The 13080-nt window shown below is 61.1% G+C and carries 10 protein-coding genes; 4 read left to right on the top strand and 6 right to left on the bottom strand.

Annotation, left to right across the window (positions count from 1 at the left end; translation table 11 throughout):
* Positions 1 to 20: 20 nt before the first annotated feature.
* Positions 21 to 1058, bottom strand: coding sequence for an AAA family ATPase (locus tag E3E12_RS01710; RefSeq protein ID WP_141442775.1), 1038 nt, complete (start codon positions 1056 to 1058; stop codon positions 21 to 23).
* A 204-nt stretch (positions 1059 to 1262) separates the two neighbouring features.
* Between E3E12_RS01710 and E3E12_RS01705 the strand changes: the two genes are divergently transcribed.
* Together E3E12_RS01705 and E3E12_RS01700 are read left to right on the top strand one after the other, a co-directional pair.
* Positions 1263 to 2546 (top strand): CCA tRNA nucleotidyltransferase, encoded by a 1284-nt coding sequence (locus E3E12_RS01705; protein ID WP_240810536.1) that lies wholly within the window; start codon positions 1263 to 1265, stop codon positions 2544 to 2546.
* A gap of 30 nt (positions 2547 to 2576) precedes the next feature.
* On the top strand, positions 2577 to 4256 hold the full coding sequence (locus E3E12_RS01700) for an ABC transporter ATP-binding protein (protein WP_240810535.1): 1680 nt from the start codon (positions 2577 to 2579) through the stop codon (positions 4254 to 4256).
* Positions 4257 to 4303: 47 nt separating this feature from the next.
* Here the strand turns inward: E3E12_RS01700 and E3E12_RS01695 are convergent, their stop codons facing one another.
* Both E3E12_RS01695 and E3E12_RS01690 read right to left on the bottom strand, forming a co-directional pair.
* The gene (locus E3E12_RS01695; protein WP_141443990.1) at positions 4304 to 4864 is read right to left on the bottom strand and encodes an RNA pyrophosphohydrolase; all 561 of its coding nucleotides are present in this window, start codon (positions 4862 to 4864) and stop codon (positions 4304 to 4306) included.
* Positions 4865 to 4954: 90 nt separating this feature from the next.
* The gene (locus E3E12_RS01690) at positions 4955 to 6604 is read right to left on the bottom strand and encodes a S41 family peptidase (RefSeq protein ID WP_240810534.1); all 1650 of its coding nucleotides are present in this window, start codon (positions 6602 to 6604) and stop codon (positions 4955 to 4957) included.
* A 314-nt stretch (positions 6605 to 6918) separates the two neighbouring features.
* Between E3E12_RS01690 and E3E12_RS01685 the strand changes: the two genes are divergently transcribed.
* Positions 6919 to 9237, top strand: a complete 2319-nt coding sequence (locus E3E12_RS01685; RefSeq protein WP_141442773.1) for an FUSC family protein — start codon at positions 6919 to 6921, stop codon at positions 9235 to 9237.
* 2 nt (positions 9238 to 9239) lie between these two features.
* Here the strand turns inward: E3E12_RS01685 and E3E12_RS01680 are convergent, their stop codons facing one another.
* The 3 genes from E3E12_RS01680 to E3E12_RS01670 form a co-directional block, all read right to left on the bottom strand.
* The gene (locus tag E3E12_RS01680; RefSeq protein WP_141442771.1) at positions 9240 to 10310 is read right to left on the bottom strand and encodes a murein hydrolase activator EnvC family protein; all 1071 of its coding nucleotides are present in this window, start codon (positions 10308 to 10310) and stop codon (positions 9240 to 9242) included.
* A gap of 95 nt (positions 10311 to 10405) precedes the next feature.
* A complete protein-coding gene (gene gpmI, locus E3E12_RS01675) occupies positions 10406 to 11956 on the bottom strand; it encodes a 2,3-bisphosphoglycerate-independent phosphoglycerate mutase (protein WP_141442769.1) in 1551 nt (516 codons plus the stop codon).
* Positions 11957 to 12225: 269 nt separating this feature from the next.
* The gene (locus E3E12_RS01670) at positions 12226 to 12441 is read right to left on the bottom strand and encodes a hypothetical protein (protein ID WP_141442768.1); all 216 of its coding nucleotides are present in this window, start codon (positions 12439 to 12441) and stop codon (positions 12226 to 12228) included.
* A 137-nt stretch (positions 12442 to 12578) separates the two neighbouring features.
* Here E3E12_RS01670 and msrB point away from each other — a divergent pair, with 137 nt between their 5' ends.
* Positions 12579 to 13010, top strand: coding sequence for a peptide-methionine (R)-S-oxide reductase MsrB (gene msrB, locus E3E12_RS01665; RefSeq protein ID WP_141442766.1), 432 nt, complete (start codon positions 12579 to 12581; stop codon positions 13008 to 13010).
* Positions 13011 to 13080 lie beyond the last annotated feature (70 nt).

Genomic DNA, 13080 nt, shown 5'->3' with positions numbered 1-13080 from the left:
GGCCAGGCCCCGTTTTAGCTTTAGCGGTCAGGGAGCGCTGCCGCCACAGCGCTGATCAGTTTTTCGGGGGTCTGGCCTGCTGCACTCGCCTGGAAATCCAGCCCAAGCCTGTGGGCCAGAACAGGAATGGCCAAGCTTTTCACATCTTCCACAGAGGGTGAGAGGCGCCCATTCAACAGCGCGCGCGCTTTGACGCCGCGCAACAAGGCCTGGCTGGCGCGTGGGCCAGGGCCATAGAGAACGTTTTCACGCACGATTGGGGTAGCGGTTTCATCCTCAGGCCGCAGTGAACGCACCAGGGAGAGGATAGCGTCCAAAACGCGTTCGCTCACTGGCAGGCGCGCTACCACATCCTGTGCTGCAAGCACCTCCTGGGCGGTGAAAAGGGGTTGTGGCTGGGGCATTGGTCCTGTGCCGGTCGCCAGCAGCATGTTGCGCTCCGCTTGGCGGGGCGGGGCTGCCAAAGCCACGCGCAGCATGAAACGGTCCAGCTGCGCTTCTGGCAGGGGATAGGTCCCCTCCTGGTCAGCTGGATTCTGGGTTGCCATCACGTGGAAAGGGCGCGGCAGCGGCCAGCTGTGGCCCGCCTGGGTGACGCTACCCTCCCCCATGGCTTCCAAAAGGGCTGCCTGGGTACGGGGGCTGGCGCGGTTGATTTCGTCAGCTAAGACCAGCTGCGCGAACACGGGTCCTTTCTCAAAACGGAAATGCCGCTTGCCGTCTGCCCCTTCCTCCATGATTTCCGCCCCTGTGATGTCAGAGGGCATGAGGTCCGGTGTGAACTGAATGCGTGCACCTTCAAGCCCCAAAGCTGCCGCCATGGAACGCGCTAGAAGGGTTTTGCCAAGGCCAGGCGCCCCGACCAGCAGGACATGGCCACCACCCAAAATGGCCGTTAGAACATCATCAATGACGTTCTCCTGGCCAAGCAGGATATGACCAAGCCCCGTGCGCAACGCTTGGAGGCGGCTGGTTAAACCATCAGCCTGCGCCAGAAGGTCAGGGCTGCCATTGTCGCCATAGGCATTGTTCTGGTGGGGGGATGCTGCGGATGTCATGAAGGCTTCTCTGTCAAAGGGCACTGGAAGGAATAAATAATTGAACGTAAGGGATTTAAGTAAAGGGCCAGGAACGGGGGCGTTGAGGCCACAAAGCTTGAGACAAGGCATGAGGGGCCCCTGAAGGCACGGTATATGAACCCAGGGCACATCGCTGCATTTTCACCCTAGCACGGCTGCAGTCCTCTCTTCTATTCTGCTGCCATGAATTCTGGCGCGTCCCCAGCACACCCACAGGCCATTGTGGCGCCCACTACAGTGGACGCCACGTTGTTGCCCCCTGCCATGGCTGATGCGTGGCAGGCCATGGGCAAAATCCTGCCAGAAGGGCGCATGGCAGGTGGCTGTGTACGTGACCTGCTTTTGGGGCGTGCTGTGCACGATTTGGACATTGCCGTGCCCCTCCCCCCTGAAGTCGTCATGGCGCGCGCCGCCAAAGGGGAGATGCGCACAGTGCCCACAGGCCTTGACCATGGCACGGTGACGGTGCTGGTCACCACAGCCAGCGGCACTGTCCCGGTGGAGGTCACCACCTTGCGCCGCGATGTGGAAACCGATGGTCGCCACGCCGTTGTAGCCTGGACAGATGATTGGCGCGAAGACGCAGCGCGGCGCGATTTCACCATCAATGCGCTTTACGCTGACTATGAAGGCCAGGTGAGCGATTATTTTGGTGGTCTGGAGGATTTGCGGGCTGGGCGCGTGCGTTTTGTGGGGGTGGCCAAGACCCGCATCCAGGAAGACGCGTTGCGGATGATGCGGTTTTTCCGCTTCACTGCCCGCTATGGTCAGCAGGTGGACCAGGAGGGGCTCGAGGTCATCAGGGAGCTTGCACCGTTGGCCAGCACCCTTTCAGCGGAACGCGTAGCTGCTGAGCTTCTGCGCCTATTGGCTGGGCCTGAACGCAACCTGCAGACCATTCTGGAGCACATGGTAAGCACGGGGATTTTGGACAGTTGGCTGGGCCAGCAGCGCCCCCAGGCAGTGCCAGGCACATTGGGTGGGGCCCTCAACAAAGCGCTTGAGGTCCCTGGCTTAGGCGCGCATGAGAGCGGCCCAACCCTCCTGCGTTTGGCAGCCTTCGCCCCTGATGGTCAGGCTGGGGCACAGTTGAAACTTTCGCGCAAGGCGCAGAACTTCCTGCAAGCCCTCCAGGTCCCGTTGCCACAGGCGCAGAGTACGGCCGTGGTGCGTCCTGCCTTGGCTGAGCGGGGCCTGGCCGCTGTGGTGGGGCGTGCTGTGCTGGAGCAATGGCCGCTGGTAGCGCTGGAAGCCCTGGCTGTGGAGCCTGTGCCAACTTTTACCCTGACAGGGCGCGATGGCCTGGCCCATGGCCTGGCAGCTGGCCCTGAGCTAGGGCAGGCCTTGAAAGCGTGCAGGCAGTGGTGGCTTAACCATGATTGCCAACCCAGCATGGAAGCTTGCAGGGCATGGTTGGCTGAACAGGCTGGCGCAGGCCGTTTCAGCACATTCAGCACCATGGCCTAACGCCAACGCCCCTTGGTTCAGCGCTTGCTTGTGACAAATCCCACCCCCCCTGCCACCACCATGACGCTTGCATGGCGCATTTTCCGTGAGGAAGTGACGCCCCATTCGTGTCTGTTGGGGGCCATGGTGCTGCTGACTATGCTGATGGGCAGCCTGACGGCGGCTTACCCTGTAGTCATCAAGAAGGCCATTGACATGTTCACCGCCCACGACAGGCGCATTCTCTACCAGGTGCCGTTGCTGGTCATGGGGGTGACAGGCGCCAAGGCGCTTGCGCAGTACGGGCAGAATGTCGCTGTTCAGACCATGGTCATGAAGGTGATGAGAAACCTGCAGAAACGCATGTTCGCCCACACTTTAGCCGCTGACGTAGCGTGGCTGGAACGTGAGGCGCCAGCGCAGTGGAGCGCGCGTTTCACATCAGATGCCCTGGCCATCAGGGAAGCGCTGACCCGTTCAGTCAACGCGTTGGGTGACGTCATCACCTTGGCTGGCCTTGTCGTGGCCATGGTGTGGATGGACTGGGAGCTGAGCCTGGCCGCCATTGTGCTGTACCCCCTCGCTTCTGTCCCGGTGCAGCGCCTGGGGCGTGCGGTGCGGCGTAGCGCTTCCGGCGCGCAGGAGCAGATGGGCCAGACAGCAGCCCTTCTGACGGAGAGCTTCGCCCTAGCGCGGCAAGTGCGCACCTATGGTCTGGAGGCCCACGAGGAAGCCAGGGCTGGCAGGGCTTTCGCCAGGCTCCATGACACGTTCCTGCGCATTGCGTGCAACCGCGCCAGGCTGGACCCTATGTTGGAGGTCATCGGTGGCGCGGCCATCGCTTTTGTGCTGGGTTTCGCAGGCTGGCGGGCGGCCACAGGCGGGGCGACACTGGGGGGATTTACGGCGTTTGTAGCGGCCTTGTTTGCCTCATCGCGCCCTTTGCGGTCTTTGGGGTCGCTCAACACGGCTTTGCAGGAAGGAATGGGGGGCATGGCGCGCGTGTTCGCTGTTATTGATGAGCCACCCGCCATCCGCCAGCACCCTGGCGCCAAGGCCCTGCCGCCTGGGCAGGGTACGTTGCGTTTCGAGCATGTATGTCACAGCTATGATGATGGCCGCAGTGCGCTGGAGGATGTCAGTTTTGAAATCCCAGCAGGCACCATGGTGGCTTTCGCAGGGCCTTCCGGCGCTGGCAAATCCACCTTGCTTTCCCTGGTCCCGCGCCTTCACGACCCCTCATCAGGGCGCATCATGCTGGATGGCACTGACATCAGCACAGTGAATCTGCCGTCACTGCGGGCATCCATGGCTTATGTGTGCCAGGAAACGGCGCTTTTCGACATGAGCGTGCGTGACAACATCCTTTTGGGGCGCCCAACAGCCACTTTAAGTGAATTCAAAGCTGCCTGCGCAGCAGCGGCGATTGATTTCCTGGATGACCTGCCAGGTGGGGCTGATTTCCGTGTGGGGCCTGATGGCCAGCGCCTTTCAGGGGGGCAGGCCCAGCGTGTGGCCTTGGCGCGCGCCCTTGTCAGGCAGCCACGCCTGCTGCTGCTGGATGAGGCGACTTCAGCCCTTGACGCTGCTACGGAAGCGCGCGTTCTGGCGGCCATCACTGCGATGCGCGCCGGCAGGACAACCCTTTTGGTGGCGCACCGCCACGCCGCCATCAAGGCAGCGCAGCGCGTTATCCACCTGGAGCAAGGCAAGGTGGTGGAGCCTTCTTGAAAGCCCGCCCGCCAGGCACGAGGATGGTAATCGCAGGGGAACGTCCCTCACCCTTGGCTGGCAGCAACCCAGGCCTTGGCTTTTTCAGCCCATTGGCGTGCCTCAGCATCGCTGGCGTGCGCCGCCCCTTCAAACACCTGCACCAACTGGGGAATGATTTGGCTGTAAAGCTCCTTCTTGAAGCCCAAATCATAGGCCCCTGAAAGGACGTCAGCTGGCTTCACCCAGCGCCAGGCGCTGAATTCAGGCGGGGTCTGCAAAGTGAGGTTGATAGCACTGTCCTGCCCTGTGAAGCCGAACACGAACCATTTCTGCTCCTGGCCACGGTAGCGTCCCCCCAGTGCCTGCCCTACCAGGTTGGCTGGCAGGTCATAGCGCACCCACTCAGGCAGGCTGCCCAGCAGGACGGCGTCATTAGTGCCGGTTTCCTCGCCCATTTCACGCCAGGCTGCTTCAAGGGGGGTTTCGTCCTCGTCAATGCCACCTTGGGGGAATTGCCATACATTGCCGGCAAGGTCGGTGCGCTTGGCCAGGAAAAGCTCCCCACAATGATTGAAAAGGGCAATGCCGGCATTACGCCTGTAGGGTAGGGTGCTTGGGTCCGTCATGGGGGCCATGGTGTGTCTCCTTAAGGTTTGGCTACTGCTAGCCTGGAACCGAAACAGGGCCTTGGAAAGGCTCTCTATTCATTAAGGTCATTAAGGCACTGCGTGCTGAGCTGGCGCTGGCTTGGCTGGAACTTTGGCTGGAGCAGCTTTGCTGGCAGGAACCCCTTCTTTGTGGGGCGTGAGGGTGGCAGACGTCACCTCCACACGTGGTTCAGGGGTGTTGGTTTCAGCATGAAGCAGGTGGAGGGCCTGCTGAAGCTGGAAATCTGTTTTGGGGTTGGTGGGGTCATAAGCCGGCCAGCCTTTTGGCGGCTCTTTGGGGATGGTCCGTGCCGCTGGCGGCAAGGTGGCTACTTCCGCAGCGGCTTTTTTGCTGCCGACATTGCTCAGCACATGGGCGAGGTCCGATTCATGGTAGGTGTAGAATGAATCGTCATCAGCGCTTTCAGCCACAGGGATGTCTGGCGTGATGCCGTGGCCTTGGATGGATTGCCCAGAAGGCGTGTAGTAGCGCGCTGTCGTGAGGCGCAACGCGCCCTGGTCGGCAATGGGGATGATGGTTTGCACAGAGCCTTTGCCAAAGGTGCGCTGCCCCATGATGAGGCCCCGGTGGTGGTCCTTGATAGCGCCAGCCAGAATCTCGCTGGCGGAGGCGGAGCCAGCGTTGGTCAGCACCACAATGGGCAGCCCATGGGTGATGTCGCGCCCTTTGGCTTCCCAATGCTGGTTGTTTTCAGGGTGGCGCCCCCGGATAGAGACAATCTCCCCCTGCTTGATGAAGTCGCGGCACACGGCAATGACCTGGTCCAGTTTCCCGCCGGGGTCGGAGCGCACGTCAAGGACAAGGCCTATAATGTGCACATGTTTTTTCTGGGCGTCTTCCTGCAGTTTTTCCCAGGCTTTGCGTACTTCCTTGGCCACATGGTCGCCAAATTCACTGATGCGTATATAGGCCACCGGCCCGTAAAGGGCAGCGCGCACCACCTGAACGTGGATGATTTGGCGCGTGAGGGTGACAGTGCGCGTTTTGCCTGTTTTGGGGTCAAGCAACGTCAAAGTCACTTTGGTGCCAGGCTTGCCGCGCATTTTCTTCACGGCCTGGTCGACATTCATGTCAGCCACGGATTTGCCGTCCACATCTAGGATGACTTCCCCTGGTTTCAATCCAGCTTTGGCAGCAGGTGTGCCGTCAATGGGGGAGACGATGCGCAGATGCTTAGCATCTGACTGGATCTGCAGTCCCAGGCCGCCGAACTGACCGCCCATCTCGTCCTGCATCTCCTTGAATTGCTCAGGCGACATATAGGCTGAATGCGGGTCAAGGTCCCCCACCATGCCATTGAGCGCATTGTTGATGAGCTTCTTGTATGTCATGGGCTGCACATACTCAGCGCGCACAATGTCCATGACGGTTCCAAACAGCGTTAGCAGGCGGACAGTTTCAGCGTTGTTGGCGTCTGAACCTTTGCCTTGCTGGTCGTCATCCTCCCCCTCCCCAGAAGCGGCTGGGGGTACAGTGGCCTGCCCCACTGGCTTCTTGGTTGGGGCGGCAGGCAAAGCCTGCGCAGGGGCTGGGGGCGTTGGGGTGGCTTCATCCAGGGCCAGCAGGAAGCGCCCTTGGTTGGCGGGGGGCTGCGCCCATGCCTGGCTGGCCAGGGCGAATCCCAGAACGCCGCAGAGGCCAAATCCGGCCAGGCGCACTCTGGCAAGACGAGACAGGGAGGGGCGGGAACATGTCATTGCCAGGTTTCATCCTTGCGTTGGCGCCAAGAAAAAGCCGCACTGAAGCAGAAGGGCGGCAACGCCGCTCAGAATAGCACTGCCACACCATGCTGCGCCAAGGGGGTGGGCCCTATTTTGCCAAGGGTAGTTGGGCAGGTGGCCTGTTCGCGCCACACGCGCCAGCAGACATCCCCTGCTTTCAGCGCAAGGCCGGTGGGCACTGGGTGGGCACTGAATGACAACAAAGACAGCTGAAAATCCAGCGCAGGACTGTATGCTGTCCGTCTGCAATCACGTCCTGCCATAGCCTTGGTGACACAGGCTGGAGCGCCATGGCCAACCGCCAGACATCCCCGCCCACAGGCCCTGAACAGCCCCAAGCGCCTTTGGGAGGGGTGAAGGTTCCAGGGCGGCCGCCTTTGCCTTGGTGGCGGCTGTACCGGCCTGCCCTGCCGCCTGGGTTCTTGTTTACGCTGCGCACCACAGTGGCGTGCCTGCTGGCCCTTGGCCTAGCACTGCCTATGGAACTGGACAGTCCCGCCTGGGCCCCGCTGACAGCCTGGGTGGTGGCCCAGGACACATCAGGCCGCAGCCTTTCCAAAGCTTATTGGCGCACTTTGGGCACTTTGGCAGGCTTGACGGCTGCGCTGACGCTAGCTGCCATTTTCCCGCAGGGGTTCTGGCTGTTCTACCTGGGGCTTGGCGGCTGGGTCATTGTGTGTGTGACGTTGGCTGGGCTGGAGGTGAGCTTCCGCTCTTATGGCTGGGCCTTGGCGGGCTTCACCTGCGTCATCATCACCATGTCAGCTGCGCCAAACGCCGGCAACGTGTTTAACATTGCAGTGGCGCGGACCAGCTACATCCTGTTGGGCATCGGGTGTGAAATGGCTGTGGAAGCCGTGTTTTCAGGCGATCCTGTCCTCAAGGCCCATAAACGGCTGGCTGCGGGGCTGCAAAGGGCAACCACAAGCGTGTGCAGCGTTCTGCGCCAATTGGCTGAAGGGGTGGACAGCCCTGACAGTATTGGTGCCGCCACCACCCTGGCCGAACAGGAAATAGCCCGCATGCTGGTCTTCCAGGAGGATTTGGAGTTCATCGCCATAGAGCTGGGGCCTGATGGGCGCGCCATGGCCGAACGGGCCCAGCTGGCGTTGGGCGCGCTTGCAGCCGCCCTTTCCCATTTGCTAGGGGCCAGCATCATCAGGAACGCCACCCCCCATGATAACGCCGCGCACAAGGCATTCCTAGCTGAGCTGGACGCTTTCACAAACCGTTATGAACAGACCATGCACGTTTGGTCGGCGCAGCCGCCCCCTAAAGCAGCGCGCGCCAAAAATGGCCTGCCAGCAAGCCAGGCCGTGGCGGCGGATTTGGCGCCGTTGTTGCAGAAACTGGATGGGCTTCGTGGGGTCAGTCAGGGCCTGGCCCGCGAAGCCCCCCTCAGCGCGCCAGAGAAATTGCATTTGTTCACTTTGGCTGAGGTCCTGGACGACCTGGCCATTGCAGCCCATGAAATGGCCGGGCCAAGCCTTGCGCTGCCTGTTCCCCACCCGTGGTGCGACCGGCAGCTGGCGCTCCTGGGGGGGGTGAGGAGTGCCCTGTGCATTGTCGTAACGGGGTTCATCGCTGAGGTCACGGCTTGGTCTGAAGGCATGTCCTTCATCGCTTATGCCACTGTGGTGTGCTGCGTCTATAGTCCGCGCGCCAATGCTGAAGGCGCCGCCATGGGTTGGTTAAAGGGCACGCTGTGCGCTGCTGCCATGGCCTGGTTTCTGGTAACGGTGATGATCCCCACCATCAAGACCTACGAACCCCTGGCGCTGGTGTTCGGCCTTGCCTTGATGACAGCCTGCAAAGCCCGCGCCACGCCAAGCACCATGTATGCCGGCATTATTTACGGCTTTATGCTGTTTTTGATGAGTGGCCTCAGCAACCATCACGACATGGATGAGCTGAGCTACTACAACCGGGCGCTATGCATGTGCCTTTCCGCCACAACCGCTGTGCTGATGTTCAAGCTGTTCTTCCCCTTTAACCTGGGGAAGCTGGCTTTCAGGGCGCGCCGCTCACTGCTTCATGACCTTGCGGGGCTTTGGCAGGAATTCCGCACGCAAACGGGGCGGGGGCGCGCCCCCCTGCGGCAAGTCAACCATCCGGTGTGCCTGCGCACGGGCCCTCATTCCTATGAATGGATCAACCATTCCCTGGCGCGTTTTGCGCAAATCGCCACGCGCGGCCCTGTTGAAGGTGACCCTTTGGTGCGGAAATGGTTGGCAGGGCTTTTGGGCACCCTTTCATTGGGGCTGAACGTCATCCGCTGCGAACGCTTCATCCATGAAGGCGGTTTCCCGCAGCTGTTGCGCCAACAGTTCCAAAGCTGCCTTGATCTGCTCATGCCGCGCGCTGCCCATTTCCCCTCAGCCCTCCCCAAGGCAAGGGAGGGGGAGATCCGTGAGCGGTTTGAGACAGCCCTGAGCGCACTTGACAGCAACGTGCGCCAATTCACAGCCACCAGCCAAGCCCCCTTGCTAAACCAGAAACTGACTGAAGCCCTGTTCTGCCTGTTGCTGATTGCCGCTTTGGAGGAACGCTACTGCGACTTCCTCAACCCCAGCCAAGCTATGGCCACAGAAGCGCCTGGACCTGGCTGAGGTCATGGCTGGGGCCGGCCGCCACGTTCCAGCCAAGGGGCAGGGTTGATGGGGCTGTCGCCATGGCGCAACTGCACAAACAGGGTGGTGCGCCCTTCCCCCATGGCGCCGATGGACTCACCGCGCACTGTGGGGTCGTTTTTGTCAGCGCTTATGGTGCCCAGCCCTGCCAGCACAAAATGCATGGATTGGCCACAGTCTAGAATGATGGTGTTGCCGTAGAAGTTGAAGGGCGCTGCGAACACCACCTTGCCAGCGCAAGGCGCCAGCACGAGGCTGTTGCGGGGTGTGACATAGCTTATGCCTTGGGACGGTCCGTCAGGTGTGGCGCTATGCCATGTGCTGCGCAAACGCCCATGAACAGGCACAAGCGCGCTTCCAGGGCGCAATCCATGGCCTGGGTTGGGCATTGTGTCGGCGTGCGCTGGGGGAGTGGTATGGGGGATGGCTTGGCGGGGAGCTGTACGGGACGTCTTGGCTGAGGGGGCAGCATGCGCCGCTTTGCTTGGTGGGTTTGGCGCTGGTGGGGGTGATTTGGGTTTGGGTGCAGCAGTTGGTGGGGGCGCAGCAAGGGCCTGTTTGAGTGCCCTTGCACCCTGTTGGGCTGCATGCTGGGTTTGGGCCAGCTTCCCTTTGAGCTGGGCTTGGCGCCCTTCCAGCGCGCTGAGGTCTATTTCCTGCTGCGCTTTGCGGGTTTGGAGGTCGTTGAGGCGTTTGGTGGCCACTTTGACCAAAGGCCCCAAAAGCGTGTTGTGCTTGTTGTTGAGCAGCGCTGCCAACATGGAGCTGCGCTGGCGTTGGGCTTGTGAAAGATTTTGCTCTGTAGTGGCCAGGCGCCCCTTTAACGCGGCGATGTCGCGTTGGCAAGTTGCCAAACTGGTGCGAACGGCCCGTTGTTGTTGGTTGGCTGTCTGCACCATGGCGCGCGCCGCCGCCACAGCGCTGCCATGGTTGGGGAGGCGAGGGCGCGCCTGAGCCGCATTCCAGGCAGCCACCCCCTGCAGCTCAAAGACAGCCGCTGCAATGGCCAGGCGCCAAAAGGGCGCCCCAACAGGAAAAAGCCGGAAACGCAATCAGCGCCTCCGGCCGCGCACGGGGAAGGCGCGCCCGCCTCGTGGGGATGGCGGGGGTGTCAGCCCCCACCCTGCTGTCACTGTCCGTGCCAGCTTCAGTCTTCCTTGACGATCAGGGAATGACCGGTCATCTGCGCTGGCTGCTTCAGCCCCATGATTTGCAGCATGGTTGGGGCGATGTCGCAAAGCGCGCCGTTCTCCAGCTTGAACTGGAAGCCAGGCTTCCAGTCAGCCACCAGGAAAGGCACCGGGTTGGTGGTGTGGGCCGTCTGGGGTTTGCCGGTCTTGGGGTTTTTCATCACCTCGCAGTTGCCGTGGTCCGCCGTCAGCAGGAACACGCCATTCTGCTTCTTGATGGCTTCAATGATTTTGCCCAAGCCATTGTCCACAGCTTCACAGGCTTTGATGGCGGCGTCCAGGCGGCCTGAATGGCCAACCATGTCCGGGTTAGCGAAATTCAGGACGATCATGTCGTACTTGCCGGAATTGATGGCCTTGACGGCATCGTCCGCCAGCTCAGGCTCGCTCATCTCAGGCTGCAGGTCATAGGTCGCGACCTTGGGGGAGGCCACAAGCATGCGGTCCTCGCCTGGGAACTTCTTCTCCTGGCCACCATTGAAGAAGTAGGTGACGTGGGGGTACTTCTCCGTCTCGGCCATGCGGATCTGCTTGAGGCCGTTCTCAGAGACGATCTGACCCAGTGTCTCCGTCAAGATTTCTGGTGGGAACAGGACCTGGACATAGCTGGAGAGCGTGTCTGAGTAAGCGGTCATGGTCGCGACAGCAGCCCATTTGATGGGGTTGCCAGGACCACGGTCGAAGCCGTCGAAGTTAGGCAGGACCAGCGCATCCATGATCTGGCGGATGCGGTCAGCGCGGAAGTTGGCTGACAGCAGGCCGTCACCATCCTTCATGCCCTTGTAGCCATCGATAACGGCGGGGATGACGAACTCGTCACCACGGCTATCTTTCTTGTACTGGTCTTCCAGCACAGCGATGGGGTTGGGGAAGTGCGGGCCTTCACCATAACGGATGGCGTCGAAGGCAAGCTTCTCACGGTCCCAGCGGTTGTCACGGTCCATGCCGTAGTAACGGCCGCCAACAGTGCCGATGGTCACGCCCTTGGGTAGTTCGGCCATGACTTCCTTGAAGTACTCAATGCCTGATTCAGGGGCAACGTCGCGCCCATCGCTGAACAGGTGCAGCACAACGGGGATGCCAGCGGCAGCCACAGTCTTGGCCAGCGCCACGATGTGTTCCTGGTAGGAGTGCACGCCACCTTTGGAGCACAGCCCAAGGAGCTGGCACGTGCCGCCAGACTTTTTCAGCGCGTCAATGAAGCCGACCAGGACAGGGTTTTGGGCGATGGAGCCATCCTGGCACGCTTTGGTGATGCGCGGCAGGTCCTGCAGGACAACGCGGCCACCGCCGATGTTCATGTGGCCGACCTCGGAGTTGCCGATCTGGCCGGCGGGCAGCCCCACGGCTTCGCCGCTGGCTTCCAGGAGGCTGTGCGGGAATTCGTTCCACAGCTTGTTGAACACGGGCATGTGGGCCATGCGCACAGCGTTGTCGGCGCTGTCGTCACGGTAACCGAAGCCATCAAGGATGGTCAGCATCACAGGGCGCTGTTTGGGCTGGGACATGTGTCACTCCTTCAACAAAAGCGCCCACTGTGGGCGCTGTGGTCTTGCCAGCCCTCCACAGGGGGAGGGCTTTCAACGTGCCATGGTGCCACCGGCAGAGCGTTAGCAGGGTGGCTGGCATGTGGACGCGTCGCCCCACATATCGGGCCAGGGGCTGCAGATGTAAACGGCCCAGCAGGGCGCGTGTGCCTTGTGGCAGGCACATTCATGGCAGGGAAGCGCGCGGCGCATGGGTTAGGATGCCTGCGGCCCCTCCCAGCCTTAGATGTTTAGAAAGAAACGCACTCAATTTCGCTGATGGCGGTGTAGAGGCGTTTCTCAGGGGCATCCTTGGGCACGACCAAAAGGTTGTCACCCTTGATGGAAAGGGTTTCATGGTGGCGGCACAGCACGGAATGGTAGCCGTTGCGGCGCCACAAATTCATGCGGGGGGACTGGCTGGCCTCAAATTCAGTGAGGATGGTCTTGAAATCGTCCAATGTCATTGTGCGGCTCTCTTAAAAAGATGGTTGGGCAGGCAGGTGCCTGCAGGGCATAGTGAACGTCCTGTTTCAAAAATGGGAGTGGTTTGACGACACCACAAGGGCTGACCAATCGGTTATCACTCTGTTAAAGTGCCGGCATGAACAACCGCTCCCCAGCAAGCGCCCCCAGCCCCTCCCTCAAAACGGCCTCTGACCCTTTTATGGCTGCCGCCAGGCGCGCTGTGTTGGAGGGCGCCACAGAGCCACCCTTCTCAAGCCCCCTCAACCAGGAGGGGCGCGCTGGCCTTTACAGCTGCGCTGGCTGTGGCGCGCCCCTTTATAAAAGCAGCGCCAAGTTCCCCACTAGCTGTGGCTGGCCTGGCTTCACCCAGGGCACTGAAGGCGCCATTGCCACACGGGCTGACCACAGCCACAACATGACCCGCACAGAAATCCACTGCGCGCGTTGCGGGGGGCATTTAGGCCATGTTTTTGACGATGGCCCCACCGCCCAGGAGCACCCCGAAGGCACAACCATGCGCCATTGCGTCAATGGCCTAGCCTTGGATTTCACGCCTTCAGGGGCCTGAATGTGACTTAAAGATTACTTTTTCTTTAATCGGCTGTTATGAAGCGTTGCGCATGGCCCCCATGCCCAAT

It is taken from the genome of Formicincola oecophyllae (assembly GCF_006542395.2).
Taxonomy (GTDB): Bacteria; Pseudomonadota; Alphaproteobacteria; order Acetobacterales; family Acetobacteraceae; genus Formicincola; species Formicincola oecophyllae.
This window is presented reverse-complemented; position numbering and strand designations above follow the sequence as displayed.